19 protein-coding genes and 1 tRNA gene are annotated in these 20,208 nt (G+C 73.1%); 9 read left to right on the top strand and 11 right to left on the bottom strand.

What is annotated here, in order from left to right; genetic code table 11:
* Positions 1 to 37 precede the first annotated feature (37 nt).
* From OG764_RS18435 to OG764_RS18425, 3 genes are all read right to left on the bottom strand, one after another.
* Positions 38 to 1,516: a PP2C family protein-serine/threonine phosphatase gene (locus OG764_RS18435; protein ID WP_328969521.1), complete on the bottom strand. Its 1,479-nt coding sequence runs from the start codon at positions 1,514 to 1,516 to the stop codon at positions 38 to 40.
* 135 nt (positions 1,517 to 1,651) lie between these two features.
* Positions 1,652 to 2,158 carry an FHA domain-containing protein FhaB/FipA gene (locus tag OG764_RS18430; RefSeq protein ID WP_328969520.1) on the bottom strand — a complete coding sequence of 169 codons (507 nt, stop codon included), beginning with the start codon at positions 2,156 to 2,158 and terminating at the stop codon, positions 1,652 to 1,654.
* Between the two features lie 10 nt (positions 2,159 to 2,168).
* The gene (locus OG764_RS18425; protein WP_328969519.1) at positions 2,169 to 3,005 is read right to left on the bottom strand and encodes a DUF3662 and FHA domain-containing protein; all 837 of its coding nucleotides are present in this window, start codon (positions 3,003 to 3,005) and stop codon (positions 2,169 to 2,171) included.
* 316 nt (positions 3,006 to 3,321) lie between these two features.
* Here OG764_RS18425 and OG764_RS18420 point away from each other — a divergent pair.
* The 3 genes from OG764_RS18420 (at position 3,322) to OG764_RS18410 (ending at position 5,941) form a co-directional block, all read left to right on the top strand.
* Positions 3,322 to 3,404 (top strand) — tRNA-Leu (locus OG764_RS18420).
* Positions 3,405 to 3,535: 131 nt separating this feature from the next.
* Positions 3,536 to 5,251 (top strand): sensor histidine kinase, encoded by a 1,716-nt coding sequence (locus tag OG764_RS18415; RefSeq protein ID WP_328969518.1) that lies wholly within the window; start codon positions 3,536 to 3,538, stop codon positions 5,249 to 5,251.
* A gap of 21 nt (positions 5,252 to 5,272) precedes the next feature.
* Positions 5,273 to 5,941: a response regulator transcription factor gene (locus tag OG764_RS18410; protein WP_328973061.1), complete on the top strand. Its 669-nt coding sequence runs from the start codon at positions 5,273 to 5,275 to the stop codon at positions 5,939 to 5,941.
* Positions 5,942 to 6,007: 66 nt separating this feature from the next.
* On the opposite strand, the gene OG764_RS18405 is transcribed toward OG764_RS18410, so the two are convergent.
* On the bottom strand, positions 6,008 to 7,498 hold the full coding sequence (locus OG764_RS18405) for a cellulase family glycosylhydrolase (protein ID WP_328969517.1): 1,491 nt from the start codon (positions 7,496 to 7,498) through the stop codon (positions 6,008 to 6,010).
* A 167-nt stretch (positions 7,499 to 7,665) separates the two neighbouring features.
* Between OG764_RS18405 and OG764_RS18400 the strand changes: the two genes are divergently transcribed.
* The 3 genes from OG764_RS18400 (at position 7,666) to OG764_RS18390 (ending at position 10,455) form a co-directional block, all read left to right on the top strand.
* Positions 7,666 to 9,054, top strand: a complete 1,389-nt coding sequence (locus tag OG764_RS18400; RefSeq protein WP_328969516.1) for a DUF2252 domain-containing protein — start codon at positions 7,666 to 7,668, stop codon at positions 9,052 to 9,054.
* A 149-nt stretch (positions 9,055 to 9,203) separates the two neighbouring features.
* Positions 9,204 to 9,989: a hypothetical protein gene (locus OG764_RS18395; RefSeq protein WP_328969515.1), complete on the top strand. Its 786-nt coding sequence runs from the start codon at positions 9,204 to 9,206 to the stop codon at positions 9,987 to 9,989.
* Between the two features lie 121 nt (positions 9,990 to 10,110).
* The gene (locus OG764_RS18390) at positions 10,111 to 10,455 is read left to right on the top strand and encodes a rhodanese-like domain-containing protein (RefSeq protein WP_328969514.1); all 345 of its coding nucleotides are present in this window, start codon (positions 10,111 to 10,113) and stop codon (positions 10,453 to 10,455) included.
* A 143-nt stretch (positions 10,456 to 10,598) separates the two neighbouring features.
* Here OG764_RS18390 and OG764_RS18385 read toward each other — a convergent pair whose 3' ends face one another.
* From OG764_RS18385 to paaA, 6 genes are all read right to left on the bottom strand, one after another.
* A complete protein-coding gene (locus OG764_RS18385; protein ID WP_328969513.1) occupies positions 10,599 to 11,732 on the bottom strand; it encodes an acyl-CoA dehydrogenase family protein in 1,134 nt (377 codons plus the stop codon).
* A 133-nt stretch (positions 11,733 to 11,865) separates the two neighbouring features.
* Positions 11,866 to 12,954, bottom strand: coding sequence for a 2Fe-2S iron-sulfur cluster-binding protein (locus OG764_RS18380; protein ID WP_328969512.1), 1,089 nt, complete (start codon positions 12,952 to 12,954; stop codon positions 11,866 to 11,868).
* On the bottom strand, positions 12,955 to 13,449 hold the full coding sequence (paaD, locus tag OG764_RS18375; protein ID WP_328969511.1) for a 1,2-phenylacetyl-CoA epoxidase subunit PaaD: 495 nt from the start codon (positions 13,447 to 13,449) through the stop codon (positions 12,955 to 12,957).
* Positions 13,443 to 14,168, bottom strand: coding sequence for a 1,2-phenylacetyl-CoA epoxidase subunit PaaC (gene paaC, locus OG764_RS18370; RefSeq protein WP_328969510.1), 726 nt, complete (start codon positions 14,166 to 14,168; stop codon positions 13,443 to 13,445). Before paaC ends, paaD begins: the two co-directional genes overlap by 7 nt.
* Positions 14,165 to 14,452 carry a 1,2-phenylacetyl-CoA epoxidase subunit PaaB gene (gene paaB / locus OG764_RS18365; protein WP_328969509.1) on the bottom strand — a complete coding sequence of 96 codons (288 nt, stop codon included), beginning with the start codon at positions 14,450 to 14,452 and terminating at the stop codon, positions 14,165 to 14,167. Before paaB ends, paaC begins: the two co-directional genes overlap by 4 nt.
* On the bottom strand, positions 14,449 to 15,420 hold the full coding sequence (gene paaA, locus OG764_RS18360) for a 1,2-phenylacetyl-CoA epoxidase subunit PaaA (protein ID WP_443055974.1): 972 nt from the start codon (positions 15,418 to 15,420) through the stop codon (positions 14,449 to 14,451). Before paaA ends, paaB begins: the two co-directional genes overlap by 4 nt.
* 147 nt (positions 15,421 to 15,567) lie before the next feature.
* On the opposite strand from paaA, the gene OG764_RS18355 reads away from it, so the two are divergent.
* The 3 genes from OG764_RS18355 to OG764_RS18345 are packed head-to-tail and all read left to right on the top strand — an operon-like array spanning position 15,568 to position 18,488.
* Positions 15,568 to 16,338, top strand: a complete 771-nt coding sequence (locus tag OG764_RS18355; RefSeq protein ID WP_328969508.1) for a DUF5819 family protein — start codon at positions 15,568 to 15,570, stop codon at positions 16,336 to 16,338.
* Positions 16,335 to 17,672, top strand: coding sequence for an HTTM domain-containing protein (locus OG764_RS18350; protein ID WP_328969507.1), 1,338 nt, complete (start codon positions 16,335 to 16,337; stop codon positions 17,670 to 17,672). Before OG764_RS18355 ends, OG764_RS18350 begins: the two co-directional genes overlap by 4 nt.
* A gap of 9 nt (positions 17,673 to 17,681) precedes the next feature.
* On the top strand, positions 17,682 to 18,488 hold the full coding sequence (locus OG764_RS18345) for a TrmH family RNA methyltransferase (protein WP_328969506.1): 807 nt from the start codon (positions 17,682 to 17,684) through the stop codon (positions 18,486 to 18,488).
* Between the two features lie 5 nt (positions 18,489 to 18,493).
* Here OG764_RS18345 and paaN read toward each other — a convergent pair whose 3' ends face one another.
* Positions 18,494 to 20,176, bottom strand: a complete 1,683-nt coding sequence (paaN, locus tag OG764_RS18340; protein WP_328969505.1) for a phenylacetic acid degradation protein PaaN — start codon at positions 20,174 to 20,176, stop codon at positions 18,494 to 18,496.
* Positions 20,177 to 20,208: the final 32 nt, after the last annotated feature.

Here is a 20,208-nt window from a genome sequence, read left to right as displayed (position 1 = left end):
GTGGCGGGCCCCCTGTGCCCGCTTACTGCTCCAGCTATTACTGCTCGTCGCACAGGCGGACCAGCTTCTGCTCTTCGGCGCTGAGGCTGGGTCCGGGTGTGGGTGTCGGGTTGGTGCGGGTGGTGGTGCCGGCGTCGGGTGCGGGCTTCGCGGTGGCTTCTGCCTTGCGGCGCTGCTCGTCCTTCTGGCAGGCGGAGGCCTGGGTGGCCAGTTCCTTGATCTTCTCGACCGCCTCGTCGCGGCTGCCTTCGCTGATCGTGTCCTTGACCAGTTTCTGCTTGAACGACGGCAGGTACTTGAGTTCGATCTCGGGGTGGTCCTGGTCGACCTTGGAGAGGCTGATCCAGGCCAGGTCCTGGCTGATGCCCTGGTAGAGCGCGACGTGTTCGTCCTTGACGCCGACGTAGTACTGGGTCTGGGTCCAGCGCCAGCCGCCGTAGAGGCCGCCGCCGATCACGCCGGCGACGAGGAGCAGGAGGAGGGACCGCTTGAGCCACTTGCGCCCTTTGCGGGGGGCGAATTCGTCGTCTTCGTCGTCGTAGTCGTCGAAGCCGTCGTGGTCGCCGAAGCTGCCGTACGTGCCTTCGGGTGCGGCGCCGTAGCCGGGGGTTTCGCCGCTTCCGGGCGGGCCGAAGCCGCCGGCGGGCGGGGCCTGGTGGCGGCGGCCGAGGCCGGAGGCGCGGCCGGCGGGGGTCTGCATGGCGCCGCCGTCGAACAGCTGGTGCTGGTTCTCGGCGACCGCGCCGACGACGACCGGGGTGTCGGTGTACTGGGCGGCGAGGGTGTCGCCGCTGTCGGTGTCGAGGACGTCGGCGACGATGCAGGTGATGTTGTCGGGGCCGCCGCCGCGCAGGGCGAGCTGGATGAGCGCCTGCACGGTTTCGTGGGGGCCGTGGTAGCCGGCGAGGGTTTCTTCGAGGGTCTGGTGGGAGACCACGCCGGAGAGCCCGTCGGAGCAGATCAGGTAGCGGTCGCCGGCGCGGACCTCGCGGATGGAGAGGTCGGGTTCGACGTGGTCGCCGCTGCCGAGGGCGCGCATCAGCAGCGAGCGCTGCGGGTGCGTGGTGGCTTCTTCCTCGGTGATCCGGCCTTCGTCGACGAGGCGCTGGACCCAGGTGTGGTCCTGGGTGATCTGGGTGAGGACGCCGTCGCGGAGCAGGTAGGCGCGGGAGTCGCCGACGTGGACGAGTCCCAGGCGCTGGCCGGTCCACAGCAGGGCGGTGAGCGTGGTGCCCATGCCTTCGAGCTGGGGGTCCTCCTCGACCATGACGCGCAGTTGGTCGTTGGCCCGCTGGACGGCGGTGCCGAGGGAGGTGAGCAGGTCGGAGCCGGGCACGTCGTCGTCGAGCTGGACGAGGGTGGAGATCACCTCGGAGCTGGCGACCTCGCCGGCGGCCTGGCCGCCCATGCCGTCGGCGATCGCGAGGAGGCGGGGTCCGGCGTAACCGGAATCCTCGTTCCCCTCGCGGATCATGCCTTTGTGCGATCCGGCGGCGAACCGCAGGGACAGACTCATGTGCACCTGCCCAGTCGACGATGCCTCCGGGTACAACCGGTCTCGAGCCACACTGCCCACCCTCCGGTCGGGAGCGCGCTCGGGTCCGCTGTGGGGACCGCCGCGGCTCGCTCGCTCCGCTCGCTCATTCTCGTACTACTTCCGCAGCTCGATGACGGTCTTGCCGATGCGGATCGGGGCGCCCAGCGGAATGGGTGTCGCTACGGTCAGCCGGGCCCGGTCGAGGTAGGTGCCGTTGGTCGAACCCAGGTCCTCGACGATCCAGTTGCCGTCGCGGTCGGGGTAGATCCTGGCATGGCGGCTGGAGGCGTAGTCGTCGTCCAGCACGATGGTGGAGTCGTGGGCGCGGCCCAGGGTGATGGTCTGCCCCTGGAGGGCGACCGTCGTGCCCGTGAGGGTGCCCTCGGAGACGACCAGCTTGGTGGGCGCCCCACGGCGCTGGCGCTGCTGCGGGGGTGCGGCCTGTCGGCCTCCCTGCGGCTGCTGTGCGCGGGTGTCGCCCCCGCCGCGGCGTGACGAACCGCGCTGGGTCACCCGCGTGCCGAACAGGTCGCTCCTGATGACCTGGACGGCCACGATGACGAACAGCCACAGTACGGCCAGGAAACCCAGCCGCATGACCGTCAGGGTCAGCTCTGACATTGCCCCCGCTTCACCCTTCGGCTTGCCGGTAAATGATGGTCGTGCTGCCCACGACGATCCGCGAGCCGTCGCGGAGCGTAGCGCGGGTGGTGTGCTGCCCGTCCACCACGATGCCGTTGGTGGACCCGAGATCCTGGATCGTCGAGGGCGTTCCGGTCCGGATCTCACAGTGCCGGCGGGATACGCCGGGGTCGTCGATCCGCACGTCGGCTTCGGTGCTGCGGCCCAGCACCAGCGTCGGGCGGGAGATCTGGTGGCGGGTGCCGTTGATCTCGATCCAGCGGCGCAGTCGGTCGCCGCCGCCGGGCGCGGGCGTCGGGCCGGTGGGGCCCGGTCGCCGCTGCGGGCCGCCCGGGGGCGGGCCGGCAGGCATGGGGGGGACGGCGGCCGGCGGGTAGCCGTAGCCGCCGGGGCGCTGGGCGCCCTGGGTGCCGTGGCCGGGGTGCTGCTGTTCCGGCTGCGGCTGGGAGGTGGAGGAGGCCAGGGTGCGGCTGCGCACGCGGTAGAGGCCGGTGTCGAGGTCGTCGGCCTTTTCCAGCTGCACCTTGATGGGTCCCATGAAGGTGTAGCGCTGCTGCTTGGCGTAGTCGCGGACGAGGCCGGCGAGCTCGTCGCCGAGCTGGCCGGAGTACGGGCTGAGCCGCTCGTAGTCGCCGGCGCTGAGTTCCACGATGAAGTCGTTGGGGACGACGGTGCGCTCGCGGTTCCAGATGGTCGCGTTGTTGTCGCACTCGCGCTGGAGTGCTCCTGCGATCTCGACCGGCTGGACCTCGGACTTGAACACCTTGGCGAAGGTGCCGTTCACCAGACCTTCAAGTCGCTGCTCGAACCTCTTCAGGACTCCCATGGGGCACCTCCTCCGTCGTTGTCGCCCTGGTACTGCTTACTGATCGTATCCACGCGTGGGGAAATCGGCTGGTTCCCCTTATCTGTCCGGCGGACGAGTGTTGCCCCTCACAAGGGATCGTAGAGGCGGCTCCCGGACAGTGTCCCGCACCTGGCGGGGACAGCGGGAGGGGAGGGGCGGGCGGCGGTGGCCGGTGCGGTGTCGCGGGCGGTGCCGGGGGGCGGGGAAAGCGATGTGATTCCACCCCGTCCGACGTGCTAATGTTCCGATGTCGCCAGGGGAACGGCCCGCAAGGGAAGCCCCCCGGTAGCTACTCGGGCGAGTGGCGGAACGGCAGACGCGCTGGCTTCAGGTGCCAGTGTCCTTCGGGACGTGGGGGTTCAAATCCCCCCTCGCCCACAGCAAGCGGAAGCCCCGCGGATCACAGATCCGCGGGGCTTCTTCGTGTGCGCGGACGGCGGCGACTTTCGTCGCGCGGGGCGCGACGAAAGAGAGCGGACACCGAGGTGGCCGGTGCCTAGGGTCGGGGCGTGGACGTGAAGGAGAAGCTGGGCCGGGGCTGGAGCTGGCTGAAGGGCCCGGATCCGTGGCCCCGGCGCCGGGTGGCGGCGGAGTTCGTGCTCGCCGGGATGCTGGCGCTGATGGGTGCGGGCATCGCGGATCTCGCGGGGGATCCGGACTGGAAGGTGGCGCTCACCGGGGTCGGTGTGGCGTTCCTCTCGTTGTTGCGGCGGCGGATGCCGGCCGGGGTGCTCGTGGTGTCGTGCGCGCTGGGCGGCTGGCTGGCCGGGATGGCGCTGGTGACGATCCTGGCGGGCTGGACGGCGGGGCGGCGGATCGTCGGGGTGGGGCGGGCGATCGTCGCGTTCACGCTGGCGTTCGTGCTGAGCGTCGGGGTGTCGGTGGCCGTCGAGGGGCAGCCGCTGAGGCTCCTCCAGATGATCTTCTTCGCGACGTTGATCTTCCTGGCGACGACGGTGGTGCCGGGTCTGGCCAGCCGGTACTGGAACCAGCGGCGGACGCTGCTGCACGCCATGCAGGACCGCAACGCCCAGCTGCTGCGGGAGCGGGAGATGGTGGCGGGGCAGGCGCGGCTGCGGGAGCGGCAGCGGATCGCGCAGGACATGCACGACAGCCTCGGTCACCAGCTGGCGCTGATCGCGGTGCACACCGGCGCCCTGGAGGTGGATCCCGCGCTGACCGAACGCCAGCGGGAGGCCGTGGGGGTGCTGCGGCAGGCGTCGGTGGCGGCGATGCACGAGCTGCGGGAGGTCGTCGGGATCCTGCGGGACGGGGTGGAGGCGCCGGACGCGGGGGACGACGCGCAGCCCGCGGCGCGCGGGGTGGCGGGCATCGAGGGGGTCGTGGAGGCGGCACGGGCGGCGGGCACCGAGGTGCGGCTGACGGTTTCGGGGCCGGTGCGGGCGCTGGCCGCGGCGTGCGACCACGCGGCGTACCGGATCGTGCAGGAGGCGCTGACCAATGCGTACAAGCACGCGCCGGGTGCGGCGATCGCGGTGGAGCTGCGGTACGAGGACGATTCGCTGGTCGTGGAGATCGCGAACGGGCCGGCGGCCGGGCCGGGGGCCGGTGAGGTGGTCAGCGGCGGGCAGGGGCTGACGGGGCTGCGGGAGCGGGCCCGGCTGGTCGGCGGGATGGTGCACGCGGGGGCATCGCCGGACGGCGGGTTCCGGGTCGCGGGTGTGCTCCCGTACGGGGCGGAGCAGGCGGGGCCGGTGGTGGCGCCGGTGGACGCGGCCGACGACTTCGGGCAGCAGGCGCAGCCGGTGCCGTTGCGGGGGCCGGGGGTGCCCGGGGACGGGAGTCCGGTGGACTGGGCGGCCGTGGACCGGGAGCTGGCGGGCCGGGCCGGGCGCAGCAGGCTGCGGGGGGTCGCGCTGGGGTGTGGGATCGCGGCGTTGGCGGGGGTGCTGCTGCTGATCGCGGGCGGGGTGCTGTTGTACATGGTGGTGGGGACGGCGCGGGAGGCGACGATCGGGCGGCCGCAGTACGACGGGGTGAAGGTCGGGGATTCGGAGCGGAGCGTGCGGGCGCGGCTGCCGGAGGGCAGTGATCTGCTGACGTCGGGGCTGGACGGTTCGGGGCCGTTGGCGCCGGAGGGGTCCGACTGTCTGGTGCTGTTGTCGGAGGAGACGTCGGAGGATCTGAAGGAGGAGCAGGTTTTCCGCTTCTGCTTCAAGGGCGGCAAGCTGATCGAGAAGACGTCGTACGAGGTGGACAGGTAGGAGGAGCGCGTGGTGAGCGGTGTGGTGCGGGTGGTCATCGCCGACGACGAGCCGCTGATCCGTGCGGGGATCCGGATGATCCTGACGTCGGACCCGGGCATCGAGGTGGTCGCGGAGGCGCCGAACGGCCGGGAGGCGGTGGAGTGCGCGCGGGCGCACGCGCCGGACGTGGTGCTGCTGGACATCCAGATGCCGGTGATGGACGGGCTGACGGCGCTGGGTGAGCTGCGGCGGGCGGCGCCGGGGGTGCGGGCGTTGATCCTGACGACGTTCGGGGAGAAGGACAACGTGCTGCGGGCCCTGGCGGAGGGCGGTGCGGGGTTCCTGTTGAAGGACTCGGCGCCGGCGGAGCTGATCGGGGCGGTGCGGGCGGCCGCGGCGGGGGACGCGTACCTGTCGCCGGCGGCGACCCGGCACGTGGTGGATCAGCTGGCGGCGGGTGCGGACCGGGCGGGGCGGGGCCGGCAGGGGGTTTCGGCGGCCGAGGCGCGGGAGCGGGTGGCGGAGCTGAACGAGCGGGAGTTGGGGGTGCTGGCGCTGCTGGGCGAGGGGTTGTCGAACGCGGATGCGGGGCGGCGGCTGCACATGAGCGAGGCGACGGTGAAGACGTACGTGAGCCGGATCCTGGCGAAGCTGGGGTGCGACAACCGGGTGCAGGCGGCGCTGCTGGCCAGGGACGCGGGCCTGTAGCGCCGCCTGCGGGTGCCCACCGCCGCGGGCGGCGGTGGGCGGCGGCGGTCCGGTGTCAGGCGGGGGTCAGCTGGTGGGGAAGTCGTCGGCGGTGCGGACGCGGTCGCGGATCCACACGCCGGCCTCCTTCAGGCGGCTGGTGCCGGTGTAGGGGCCGCCGGCGTTACAGGTGCCCGTCTTGAAGACGGCGCCGGAGCGTTCGTCGTCGGAGTAGTTCCAGTTGACCCAGGAGATCTTCTTGGCGGCCATCAGGTCCAGGTACTTCTGGCTCTGGCTGAAGTTGTTGGCGCCTTCGCCCTCGTAGTTCTGGGTGCCGAACTCGGTGACGAAGACCGGGATGCGGTCGGCGGCGCGGGACAGCGCTTCCAGGTACTCGGTGCCGTGCGAGGCGGCGTAGAAGTGGAACGTGTACATGATGTTGGTGGCGCGGACGGGGTTGTTGACGACCTCGGCCTCGGTGCCGTCCTCGGAGAGGCCGAACGAGGACCAGGCGCGGGTGCCGACGATGATCGGCGCGTTGCCGTCGATGGTGCGGACGACGGGGATGGTCTTCTCCGCGTAGGACTTGATGGAGGCCCAGGAGACGCCGCTGGGTTCGTTGGCGATCTCGTAGAGGATGTTGTTCTTGTCCTTGTGGCGGTTGGCGATCTCGGTGAGGAAGGTCTTGGCGAGGCTGAAGCTGTAGTTCGGGTCGCCGGGGTCGAGCATGTGCCAGTCGACGATCACGTAGAGGCCGCGCTTGGAGGCCTCGTCGATGAACTTGTGGGCGAGGTCGGTGAATTTGCGCGGGTTGGTTTCGTAGCCGTCTTCCTGGACGTAGGTCGATATCCGCAGGACGTCGGCCTTCCAGTCCTTGGCGAGGGCGTCGAGGGAGGCGCCGGTGACGCACTGGCTGTACCACTGGGTGCCGTGGGTGCTCATGCCGCGCAGCTGGACGGGCTTGCCGTACTGGTTGCAGAGCTTGGTGCCGCAGACGGTGAGCTGGCCGTTGACGGCGACGGGGGTGTCGCCGACGGGCGGGACCGTGCCGTCGGCGGTGACCGCGAGGTGGTCGGCGTTGGGGCCGCCGTTCGCGGTGGTGGCGGTGGCGCGGACGGTGTTGGCGCCGGCCTTGAGGGCCGCGGTGACGGAGACGGTGGACCAGGTCGTCCAGGCGCCGGTGGGGGCGAAGGAGACGGCCGGGGCGATGACGGTGCCGTTGACGGTGATGCTCATGGGGCGGTCGGCGGTGCTGCCGTTGGCGAACCGCAGGGTGAGGGTCGCGTTGCCGGCCTGGGCGGCGTTGACCGTCCATTCGACGTGACTGCCGGTGGTGTTGTCGTAGTTGACGAACCCGGTGCCGGTGAAGCCGGTGTGGTTGGACTCGACGAGGCCCTTCGAGACGGTGGCGGTCTCGGCCTCGTAGGTGGTGGCGGCCGCGGGCGCGGCCTGCGGTGCGGGGGCGGCCTGCGGTGCGGGGGCCGCGGCGGCCGGGAGGGCCGCGGAGGCGAGGGCGGGGGAGGCGAGGCCGGTGAGGAGTGCGGCGGCCAGGGCGGCGACGTGCGAACGGGCTCTCATGAGGGGTCTCCTGGAGCTGCGCTGGGATAGGAAAGTTTCCTAACTGTCATGGGATATCAGTGACTTCCGTGAAACTGCAAGGGTCGGTACGGTCGTCCGATTGTCGATCTGTGCACCGAGTACGGGTGCGCGGCGGGGACCGGGACCACCGAGAACGAGGTTTGACCATGAGTGAGCGCATTCCCGAGGTGGCCGGCTTCGCGCCGCGGACCGTGCAGGGCGCCCCGCGCGCCGAGGGCCGTGCGCTGCGGACCGGGGTCCCGCGGGCGGCGCACGCGACGCTCACGCCGAGGCCGGGACGGCCGGACGCGGTCCGCGCGGTCGAAGAGTCGAACGCCGGACGGGTCGCGGAGCTGACGCCGATACGGGTGGGGCGGATGACCGCGAACCCGTTCGCGTTCCTGCGCGGCGCGGCCGGGCTGATGGCGCACGACCTGGTGGGCACGCCGGTCACCGGGGTCGGCGCGCAGCTGTGCGGGGACGCGCACGCGGCGAACTTCGGTCTGTACGGCGATGCGCGCGGGCGCCTGGTGATCGACCTGAACGACTTCGACGAGACCGTGTTCGGGCCGTGGGAGTGGGACGTGAAGCGGCTGGCGGCCTCGCTGGTGCTGGCCGGGCGGGTGGCCGGGGCGTCCGAGGAGGTGTGCCGGGAGGCGGCGCAGGACGCGGTGGGCGCCTACCGGCGCACGATGCGGCTGCTGGCGAAGCTGCCGGTGATGGACGCGTGGAACGCCATCGCGGACGAGGAGCTGGTGTCGCACACCGATGTGCGGGACCTGATGGGGCTGCTGGAGAAGGTCGCGGAGAAGGCGCGCAACAACACCAGCGCGCGGTTCGCGGCGAAGTCCACGCACGACGTGCCGGGCGGCGGGCGGCGGTTCGTGGACGCGCTGCCGGTACTGCGGCGGGTCGGGGACGAGGAGGCGGCCGCGGTGGCGGCCTCGCTGGGCCCGTACCTGGGCACGCTGCAGCCGGACCGGCTGCCGCTGCTGGCCCGGTACGCGATCCACGACGTGGCGTTCCGGGTGGTCGGCACGGGCAGCGTGGGCACCCGCTCGTACGTGGTGCTGCTGCTGGACCACCGGGGTGAGCCGCTGGTGCTCCAGGTGAAGGAGGCGCGGCCGTCGGTGCTGCTGCCGCACCTGCCGGAGGTGGGCTTCGAGGCGGCGCCGGAGGAGCACGAGGGGCGCCGGGTGGTGTCCGGGCAGAAGCGGATGCAGGTGGTCTCGGACATCCTGCTGGGCTGGACGACGGTGCAGGGGCGGCCCTTCCAGGTGCGGCAGTTCCGCAACCGCAAGGGCAGCGTGGACCCGGCGGCGCTGAGCCCGAGCCAGCTCGACGACTACGCCCGGCTGACGGGAGCGCTGCTGGCGCGGGCGCACGCGCACAGCGCGGACCCGCGGGTGATCGCGGGGTACGCCGGCAAGAGCGAGGAGCTGGACGAGGCGGTGGCGGCGTTCGCGGTGGCGTACGCGGACCGCACGGAGGCCGACCACGCGGACCTGGTGGCGGCGGTGCGGGCGGGCCGGGTGGCGGCGGAGGAGGGCGTCTGAGGAAGGTGCCCGGGGAAGGTGCCGGAGACGGGTCCGAGGAACGTGCCGGAGACGGGGGCTGGGGAAGGTGTCCGAGGGGTGGCGTCCGAGGAAGGTGCCCGGGGGGTGGCCGGGGGTCTGCCGGGGGCGGGAGGGCCTAGGCTGGACGGGTGAGTGACGAGGAGCAGCCCGAGGCGCGGCTGGGGCGGGCCGTGCGCGCCGCCGAGCAGGCGCTGATCGAGTTCGAGATCGCCGTGGAGACCTTCCGGGTGGAGGTCGAGAACTTTTCCCGGCTGCACCACCAGAAGCTCGGCCCCATGTACACCCGGCTCGACGAGCTGGACGCGCTGATCGCGGAGGCCCGGGCCGCCCGTACCGGCGATCCGGAGGACGTGCGCAAGGCCGCCGAGGCCCGGGCGCTGGTCATGCCCATGCCCGGCGTGGACGAGCTGTTCCAGGACTGGCTGGGCTCCGACGGGATCCCCGACGACGCCGCGGCGATGCTCGCGGGGAGCCCGGTGCGGCCGCCGGAGCGGGTGCGGCCCTCGGAGGAGGCCCGCAAGCTGTACCGCGAGCTGGTCCGCCAGGCCCATCCCGACCTGGCGCGGGACGAGCCGGAGCGGCAGCGCCGTGACGCCTTCATCGTGCGGGTCAATGCCGCGTACGCCCGGGGCGGCGAGGCGGAGCTGCGCGAGCTCGCCGAGGAGTGGGCGGCCGGGCCGGAGCCGGAGCAGCCGCAGCCGACCGAGGCCGAGGAGCTGTACGCCCGGCTGGAGTGGCTGGCGCGGCGCAAGGAGCTGCTGACGATGGTGGCCGCGGAGCTGGAGGACAGTGCGATCGGCGCGATGCTGAAGATGGCGCCCGACGACCCGGACCGGCTGCTGGAGGAGATCGCCGAGCAGCTGCTGGCGCAGGTCGCGGAGCGCGAGAGCGAGCTGGCCGGGCTCACCGGCTGACCGGTGGGCCGGGCGGCCGTCGGATAGGTTCGGACCGGCTGCCGAGCCCGGGATCCCGGGAGCCGGGGAGCCCCGGGTACGCAGCACAGGCTTCGAGCTACGAGCTACGAGAGAAGGCGTTATGAATTTCGGTCCGCTCCCCTCGGTGGACGCCGCCGCCGTGCCCGCCGACGGGTTCGTCCTGGACGTCCGTGAGGACGACGAATGGCAGGCCGGTCACGTCGAGGGCGCCCTCCACGTCCCGATGAGCGGTTTCGTGGCCCGCTTCGGCGAGCTGACGGAGGCCGTCGAGGACGGCCGCCGGGTGCACGTGATGTGCCGGGTGGGCGGCCGCTCGGCGCAGGTCACGCAGTACCTGCTCCAGCACGAGATCGACGCCGTGAACATCGACGGCGGGATGCAGGCCTGGGAGGCCGCCGGGCGCCCGATGGTCACCGACAGCGGCAGCCCGGCCTTCGTGCTGTAGGTCTGTCCCGCCTCGTCACGGGCCCGGTCGGCGCAGGTGCCGGCCGGGCCCGCGCGCGTGTCGGGGGCGGGCCCGCGGGCGTGGCGGGGGTGGGCCCGCGGGCGTGTCGGGGGCGGGCCCGCGGGCGTGGCGGGGCGGCGGTGTCAGGCGAGGGGGTGGGCCGCCAGGAGGTCGCCCAGGGCCTCTTCGTGGGCGGCGGCCGGGCCCAGCGACAGCTCCAGCTGCTTGGCCCAGGCGTGGTAGCGGTGCAGCGGGTAGTCGGTGTCCGCGCCGAAGCCGCCGTGCAGGTGCTGGGCGGTCTGCACGACCCGGCGCACGCCCTCCGAGGCCCAGATCTTGGCGACCGCGACGTCCCCGGCGGCGGGCAGCGGGCCGCCCGCGCCGCTGTCGAGGCGCCAGGCGGCCTGCCAGAGGGTGACCTCCATGGCCCGCAGGTCGATGTAGCGGTCCGCGGCCTGGACGGCGACGGCCTGGAAGGTGGCGACGGGGAAGCCGAACTGTTCCCGCTTGGCCGTGTACGAGCCGGTCATCGCGAGGACCCGCTCGCCCAGGCCCAGGGCCAGCGCGCAGGTGCCGGTGGTGAGCAGCAGGCGCAGCCGCTCCCACGCCCGGGCGTCCTCGATGACGTACGCGGCGGGGATCCGTACGGCGTCCAGGGTCAGCTCGGCCAGCCGTTCCCCGCTGGTGGAGAACTGGTCGGCGAGGTGCGTTCCGGGGGTGTCCCGGCGGACCAGGGCGAGGACCGCCGCGCCGTCGCCGGTGTGTGCGGGGACGGCCGTGAAGTCGGCGCCGTGCGCCCAGGGGACCGCGGTCTGCGCGCCGTCGAGCAGCCAGTGGTCGCCGTCCCGGCGGGCGGTGACGGCGAGCTCGGCCGGGTCGTGGCCGGTGCGGCCGGCGGCGGCCGCGGTCAGGACCAGTTCGCCGCGGCCGGCCCGGGGCAGCAGATCTCCGGCGAGTGCGGGGCCCGCGTGGGCCTGGACGGCCAGGGCGGTGGCGCAGTGCTCCAGCAGCGGCACCCGGGCCAGCACCCGCGCGGATTCGCGCAGGACCAGGCAGAGGGCGACGGTGTCGAGGCCGGCGCCGCCGTGCTCGGGGGCGAGGCCCAGGCCGAGCAGGTCGGAGCCGGCCAGCCGGGCCCACAGCGGCCGGTCGAAGTCGTCGGCGACCGCGCCGGGTGACAGCGCGGGGCTGGGGACCCGGTCGGGGGCGACGTCCGCGAAGACGGCCTTCGCCGCCTCGACGGCGGCCTGCTGCTCCTCGGTGAAGGTGAAGTCCACTGCCTGTCCTCCCGCGCGCACCGGAACCTGCTCCGTCGTGGCCTGCCCGTCGGGCGCACTGCGCCTGACGGTGCGTCAAGATAGAACAGGTTCTGGAAAAAGCACAGGGCCGGTGCGGCGGTCGGGCGTGGGGTCAGCGGTCGAAGTCGAGCTCCACCTCGTCCGTGAGCGGGTGCGACTGGCAGGCCAGCACGAAGCCGGCGTCGGTCTCCTCGTCCTCCAGCGCGAAGTTGCGGTCCATGCGGACCTCGCCCGAGACCACGAAGGCCCGGCAGGTGCCGCACACGCCGCCCTTGCAGGCGTACGGCGCGTCCGCGCGGTTGCGCAGCACGGCGTCGAGCAGGGACTCGCCGTCCTGGACGGGCCAGGTGCCGGAGCGGCCGTCGAGCCGGGCGGTGACCGTGCTGCCGACGGCGGCTGCGGCGCGCTCCGCCGGGGCCGGGGTGGCGGCGTCCGCGACGTGGAAGATCTCCTCGTGGATGCGGGTGCGGTCCACGCCCAGGCCGCGCAGGGCCCGCTCGGCGCCCTGCACCAGCCCGTAGGGGCCGCACAGGAACCAGCCGGCGACGGAGTCGACGGACAGCAGCGCGGGCAGCAGTGCGGTCAGCCGGTCCTCGTCGAGGCGCCCGGAGGGCAGCCCGGCCTCCTGCTCCTCCCGGGAGAGCACGGTGACCAGCTGGAAGCGGTCGGGGTAGCGGTCCTTGAGGTCGGCGACCTCCTCCAGGAACATCGTCGAGGCGGCCGTGCGGTCGGCGCGGACCAGGCAGAACCGGGCCTGCGGCTCGGCGGCCAGCAGGGTCGCGGCGATCGACAGCACCGGGGTGATGCCGCTGCCGCCGACGATCGCGGCGAAGTGTCCGGGGCGGGGTTCGAGGACGAACCGGCCGGCGGGGACCATCACGTCGAGGACGTCGCCGGCGGCGATGTCCTTGTGCGCGTACGTGGAGAAGGCGCCGCCCTCCACCAGGCGCACGCCGACCCGCAGGGTGTGCGGCCCGTCGGCGCCGGGCGCGGGCGAGCAGATCGAATACGTCCGGCGGACCTCGCCGCCGAGGGCGTCCTCGGCGTCCTTGCGCAGGGTGAGGTGCTGGCCGGGGGCGTGCCGGTACTCCTCGCGCAGCTCCGGCGGGACCCGGAGGGTGAGGGCCACCGCGTCCTCGGTGAGCCGGTCGACCGCGGCGACCGTCAGCTGGTGGAACGCGCCGTGGCGGGCCGCAGCCATCTACAACTCCTTGAAGTGGTCGAACGGTTCGCGGCAGGACGCGCAGCGTCGCAGGGCCTTGCACGCGGTGGAGGAGAAGCGGCTGAGCAGCTCGGTGTCGGTGGAGCCGCAGTGCGGGCAGCGCACCGACAGGGTGACCGGTACGGGTCCCTCGGCGCTGTGCGGGCGCGGCGGTGCGATGCCGAACTCGGCGAGCTTGCGCCGGCCTTCCGCGGTGATGTCGTCGGTGGACCAGGCCGGGGCCAGCACGGTGCGCACCGAGACCTCGGGTATGCCGTGGTCGTGCAGGACCCGCTCGATGTCGGCGGCCATGGCCTCGATGGCGGGGCAGCCGGTGTAGGTGGGGGTCAGGTCGACTTCGGCCCGGCCGTCGCCGAGGACCCGCACGCCGCGCAGGACGCCGAGCTCGGTGAGGGTGAGGACGGGCAGCTCGGGGTCGGGGACCGACCCGGCGAGCGCGGCCAGCTCCTCTTCCAGGCGGGTCGCGGTCACCATGTCGCGCCCGGGTGGCTGCGGTGCAGGTGCTGCATTTCGGCGAGCATCCGGCCGAAGGACTCGGTGTGCAGGCCCTGCCGGCCCGCGCCCGCGGCCCAGGCGCCGCTGCGCGGCCCCTCGGGCAGGGTCAGCCCGGCCCGCTCGACGATGTCGGTGACGGTGGCGAGCCAGCCGGCCTCCAGGGCGGCGAGGGCCGCCTCGTCCAGGCCCAGGCCGTCGACGGGCCGGAACATCTCGCCGGTGAACCGCCACAGCGCGGCGAGTCCGGCCTGCATGCGCCGGCTGCTCTCCTCGGTGCCGTCGCCCAGCCGCAGCGTCCACTGCTCGGCGTGGTCGACGTGGTAGGCGGTCTCCTTGACGGCCTTGGCCGCCAGCGGGGCGAAGGGTCCGTCGCCCGCGGCCAGTTCGGTGAACAGCAGCCGCTGGTACACGGAGAAGTAGAGCTGCCGGGCGATGGTGTGCGCGAAGTCGCCGTTGGGCTGCTCGACCAGCTGGAGGTTGCGGAACTCCCGCTCCTCCCGGAGGAAGGCGAGCTCGTCCTCGTCGCCGGCGAGCGACAGCAGGATCCGGGCCTGTCCGAGCAGGTCCAGCGCGATGTTGGCGAGGGCCACGTCCTCTTCGAGGACGGGGGCGTGGCCCGCCCACTCGCCGAGGCGCTGCGCGAGCACCAGGGCGTCGTCTCCGAGCGCGAGCGCGGCCCGGTCCACGGTGGTGGTCACAGGTGCCGCACCCCCTCGGGGATGTCGTAGAAGGTCGGGTGCCGGTACGGCTTGTCGCCCGACGGGGCGAAGAACGGGTCCCGTTCGTCGGGGGAGGAGGCGGTGACAGCGGTGGAGGGCACCACCCAGATCGACACGCCCTCGTTGCGCCGGGTGTAGAGATCGCGCGCATTGCGCAGCGCCATCTCCGCGTCCGGTGCGTGCAGGCTGCCGGCGTGCGTGTGCGAGAGCCCGCGCCGCGAGCGGACGAACACCTCCCACAGCGGCCATTGCGACGTGCTCATGCCTTCACCCCTCCGTGCTTGCGGGCGTACTCCGCCGCTGCTTCCCTCACCCAGGCGCCCTCTTCGTGGGCCCTGCGGCGCTGCCCGATCCGCTGCTCGTTGCAGGGGCCGTTGCCCTTGATGACCTCCCAGAACTCCGTCCAGTCGATCGGGCCGAAGTCGTGGTGTCCGCGCTCCTCGTTCCACCGGAGGTCCGGGTCGGGGAGGGTCAGGCCGAGGGCCTCGGCCTGCGGTACCGCGATGTCCACGAACCGCTGGCGCAGTTCGTCGTTCGAATGCCGCTTGATCTTCCAGGCCATCGACTGCGCCGAGTGCGCCGACTCGTCGTCCGGCGGGCCGAACATCATCAGCGAGGGCCACCACCAGCGGTCCACCGCGTCCTGGGCCATCGCGTGCTGGGCCTCGGTGCCCTGCGAGAGGGCCATCAGCAGCTCGAAGCCCTGCCGCTGGTGGAAGGACTCCTCCTTGCAGATGCGGACCATGGCGCGGGCGTACGGCCCGTAGGAGCAGCGGCAGATCGGGACCTGGTTGGTGATCGCCGCGCCGTCCACGAGCCAGCCGATCGCGCCGACATCGGCCCAGGTCAGCGTCGGGTAATTGAAGATCGACGAGTACTTCTGGCGGCCGCTGTGCAGCTTGTCGAGGAGTTCGTCGCGGCTGGTGCCGAGGGTCTCGGCCGCGCTGTACAGATACAGCCCGTGCCCGGCCTCGTCCTGCACCTTCGCCATCAGGATCGCCTTGCGCCGCAGGGAGGGCGCGCGGGTGATCCAGTTGGCCTCGGGCTGCATGCCGATGATCTCGGAGTGCGCGTGCTGGGCCATCTGGCGGACCAGGGTCGCGCGGTACTCCTCGGGCATCCAGTCCCGCGGCTCCACGCGCTCGTCGGCCGCCACGGCCGCGTCGAACGCGGCGACGAGCGCCGGGTCCGGCGCCTGTCCTGCCGCCGCGTCCTGGGTCATTGCCACCATGCCGGCCCCCTGCCGCTGTCCTGCCGAGTCCTGCGACCGGCCCTACCGACCGATCGTTCGGTTCATGCTCTTCAATGGTGAGTCGGCGGCCCGTAGGGTGTCAACCTCTGTGGATGGCTCTGTGGACAGATGAACGATCGGGGCGGGATGGATTCGAACGAGCACGAGGCCCCGCGCGGGCCCGTGACGGAGGGGGCGGAGGCGGCGGAAGGGGCTGAAGTTGCCGCCGACGAGGCCGCCGACGAGGCCGCCGAAGACGGCGTGCCCGCGCCGCGCGCTCCCGGGCTGGCCGGGCTCTCCGGGCCGTACCGGATCGCGGCGGCACTCGTCCTGGCGGCCGTCGCCGTCGCCGCCTGCTGGCACCTCGCCCTGGTCTTCCTGCACGTGGCACCGTCGAACACGCTGACCAAGGAGTACGGGCAGACGGTGGACGAATGGGTCTATCCGGAGTTCGAGCAGAACTGGAAGCTGTTCGCCCCCAACCCGCTCCAGCAGAACATCGCCGTCGAGGTCCGCGCCCAGATACGCACCCGCGGCGGCGACCGGGTCACCACCGGCTGGCGCGACCTCTCCGCCGAGGACGGCGCCGCCATCCGCCACAACCTGCTGCCCAGCCACGTCCACCAGAACGAGCTCCGCCGCGCCTGGGACTTCTACACCGGCTCGCACGACGACCAGAACCGCGCCACCGGCGACCGCGGCGAGCTCGCCGAGGCGTACCTGCGGCGGATCGTGCTGCGCCGGCTGACCGACCCGCGCCCCGGCGGCGCCCTGGACCAGGGGGGCGAGGTGCTGCGCGTCCAGCTGCGGTCCGCGACCGCCTCCGTCGCCGCGCCCCCGTGGAGCGACGAGAAGATCGACACCCAGACCTACCACCGCCAGCTGCCCTGGTGGCTCGTGACGGAGGCCGACCGATGAGCACCCGTCCGCCCGGAAGCGGGCCCGCCCCCGCCGCCCGCCCCCACGGCACCCTCCAGAGCCGCGCCCGTACGGCCTCCGCGGCCCTCGCGCGCGCCGTCGGGCAGATCACCGGCCGGGCGCTGGGCCCCTACCAGAGCGCCGTCATACGGATCGGCTTCGCCGCCACCTGGCTGTTCTTCCTGCTGCGCGAGTTCCCGCACCGGCACGAGCTGTACGGCCCCGACGGGCCGTGGAGCTGGGAGCTCGCCGAGCGGCTGGTCGCCTCCAACAACGCCTTCACCGTGCTGCTGTGGGGCAGCGGCGGCCTGTGGTTCGAGCTGGTGTACGCGGTGGCCGTGGTCTCGGCCCTGCTGCTGGCGCTGGGCTGGCGCACCCGCGCCACGTCCGTGTTCTTCATGATCGGCGTGCTGTCGCTGCAGAACCGGTCCGTCTTCATGGGCGACGGCGGCGACAACGTCATCCACCTGATGGCGCTCTACCTGGTGCTGACCCGCTGCGCGCAGGTCTGGTCGCTGGACGCCCGCCGGGCCGCCAGGGCCGCGGAACGGGAGGTTCCGGCCCGGGACGCGGCCGGTCCGCTGCTGTGGTTGGTCCTGGGCGTCGTCCTGGTGGTGACCGCGCAGAAGGGCGCCACCGGCAGCCTGCTGATCGTGCTGTTCGCGGCGCTGTGGACCGCGCACGCGGTGTGGTGGGTGGCGGACCGCAACGACCCGAAGGGCGAGGCCCGCGCCCTGTTCGACGTGATCGGCAACCTCGTCCACAACGCCGCGATGCTGATCATCATGGCCGAGGTCTGCCTGATCTACGCGACCGCCGGCTGGTACAAGATCCAGGGCTCCCGCTGGCAGGACGGCACCGCGCTCTACTACCCGCTCAACCTCGACTACTTCTCGCCCTGGCCGGCCCTGTCCACGCTGCTCGGCAGCAGCGGGGTGCTGGTCATGCTGCTGTCGTACGGGACGGTCGCCGTGCAGGTGGCGTTCCCCTTCACGCTCTTCAACCGGCGGGTCAAGAACGTCCTGCTCGCCCTGATGATGCTGGAGCACGCGGGCATCGCGCTGGTGCTCGGGCTGCCGTTCTTCTCGCTGGCGATGATCACCGCCGACGCGGTGTTCCTGCCGACGGCCTTCCTGCTGTGGCTCGGCTCGCGGACGGCCGCGGTCCGCGACCGGCTGCCGGCGCCGCTCCGCCGCCGGAACGCGGCAGCGGACGAGGACAGGGGCACGGACAGGGGCACGGACCCGGACGGGGAACCGGCGTCCGCGGAGCCGCAGCTCCCGGCCCCGTCCGCCCCGCCGCACGCCGAGGCCGGCCGGTCCGTGTCCTCGTAGGGTGGGGGCATGAGCGAGTACGGCGGGCGGCCGCAGCACGGTGACGGGGGCGCGGTCGCGGAGACCGTGCTGAGGTGGCGGGCGACCGCCGACGAGGGCGCCGTGCTGCTGGACGGCTTCCACGCGCTCAAGCACGCCCTGCGCTTCGGCGCGCAGGTGCGGACCGCGATCGCCGACGACCGGGCCGCGCTGCTGAGACTCGCCGCCGAACTCGCCCCGGACGTCGCCGACGAGGTCTCGGCCGTCGTCCGCGAGGTGCCCACACAGGTGCTCCACGAGCTGCTGCTGCGGGTCCACCCGACCGGGGTGGCCGCCCTGGCCGCCCGCCCGGACCGGGCCGCGAACCTCGACGCCCTGGCCCGGCTGCCGCGGCCCGCGCCGGTGGTCGTCCTCGACAACCCGCGCCACCTGGGCAACGTGGGCGCGGTGGTGCGCCTGGCCGCCGGATTCGGGGCCACCGGGGTGGTCACCACCGGCGACCTCGACCCCTGGCACCCCAACGTCGTGCGCGCCGGGGCCGGACTGCACTACGCCACGGCCGTGGAGCGGCTGGTGCTCGACGAGCTGCCGCCCGGGCCGCTCTTCGCCCTCGACCCGGAGGGCGCGAGCATCCGCTCCTTCACCCTCCCCGACGACGCGGTGCTCGCCTTCGGCTCCGAGCGCCACGGCATCTCGCCGCAGCTGCGGGCCCGCGCCGACCACCTGGTGTCCCTGCCGATGCGCCCGCAGGTCTCCAGCTACAACCTGGCCACCAGCGTGGCCATGACGCTCTTCCACTGGGGAGGTCCGGCGGAGCTGCCGCCGGACCTCCCGTAGTGCGGCTACGCCTGCCGGCGCACCTCGACGACCCGGAAGCGGTTGGCCACGAACGCCCCGTCGCACAGAGCGGCGTTCGCGGCCGGGTTGCCCCCGGAGCCGTGGAAGTCGGAGAAGGCCGCGGTCTGGTTCACGTACACCCCGCCGGTGAGGTTCAGCGAGAGCTGCGCCGACTCCTCCAGACAGACCTCCTCGACGGCCCGCTCGGTGTCGGGGGAGGTGGTGTACGCGCCGACGGTCATCGCGCCCTTGTCGCGGACGGTACGGCGCAGCAGGTCCAGCGCGTCGGCGGTGGAGTCCACCGCCACGGCGAAGGACACCGGGCCGAAGCACTCGGACATGTACGCGGCCGCGTCGTCCGGCTTGGCGGCGTCCAGCTTGACCATGACGGGCGTACGGACCACGGCGTCCGGGAACTCCGGGTTGGCGACCTCGCGGGAGGCGAGGGCGACCTCGCCGAGCCCGGCGGCGGCCGCCAGCCGCTCCTTGACCCCGGGGTTGACCAGGGCGCCCAGCAGCGCGTTCGCCCGGGCGTCGTCGCCGAGGAGCTTCTCCACCGAGCCGGCGAGGTCGGCGACGACCTCGTCGAAGGACTTGTGGCCGCCGTCGGTGGCGATGCCCTCGCGCGGGATCAGCAGGTTCTGCGGGGTGGTGCACATCTGGCCGCTGTACAGGGACAGCGAGAAGGCCAGGTTGGAGAGCATGCCGCGGTAGTCGTCGGTGGAGTCGACGACGACCGTGTTGACGCCCGCCTTCTCGGTGTACACCTGCGCCTGGCGGGCGTTGGTCTCCAGCCAGTCGCCGAACTCGGTCGAGCCCGTGTAGTCGATGATCTTGATTTCGGGGCGCAGGGCCAGGGTCTTGGCGATGCCCTCGCCGGGCCGCTCGACGGCCAGCGCGACCAGGTTCGGGTCGAAGCCGGCCTCCGCGAGGACCTCGCGGGCGACCTGCACGGTCAGCGCCAGCGGCAGCACGGCCCGCGGGTGCGGCTTGACCAGGACGGGGTTGCCGGTGGCCAGCGAGGCGAACAGGCCGGGGTAGCCGTTCCACGTCGGGAAGGTGTTGCAGCCGATCATCAGCGCGATGCCGCGGGGCACGGCGGTGAAGGTCTTGCCGAGGTTCAGCGGGTCCTTCTTGCCCTGCGGCTTGGACCAGTCGGCCGACCCGGGGACCCGGGTCTGCTCCGCGTACGCGTACGCCACCGCCTCCAGGCCGCGGTCCTGCGCGTGCGGGCCGCCGGCCTGGAAGGCCATCATGAAGGCCTGGCCGCTGGTGTGCATGACGGCGTGCGCGAACTCGTGGGTGCGGGCGGAGATGCGGGCCAGGATCTCGACGCAGACGAGCGCGCGGACCTCGGGTCCGGCGTCCCGCCAGGCGGCCATGCCGGCCTTCATCGCGGGCAGCAGCACGTCCGGGTCGGCGTGCGGGTACTCGACGCCGAGCTCGGGGCCGTACGGGGAGACCTCGCCGCCCGTCCAGCCGTCCGTGCCGGGCTGGCCGAGGTCCAGGCGGGTGCCGCGGACGGCCTCGTGCGCCGCCAGGCCGTCGGCCGGGGCGCTCTCGCCGTAGGCCTTGGGGTGCTCGGGGTGCGGGGACCAGTAGGCGCGGCTGCGGATCGCCTCCAGAGCCTGGTCGAGGGTGGGCCGGTGCTTCTCGGTGAGCACGGGGACGGTGAGCTCGGCGGCCATCAGGGACCAACTCCTCGTTGAGCCGGGCGGGA

The sequence above is a fragment of the Streptomyces sp. NBC_00239 genome, assembly GCF_036194065.1.
Taxonomy (GTDB): domain Bacteria; phylum Actinomycetota; class Actinomycetes; order Streptomycetales; family Streptomycetaceae; genus Streptomyces.
The sequence above is the reverse complement of the archived record's forward strand: the minus strand, read 5'-3'. Positions and strand labels throughout refer to the sequence as shown.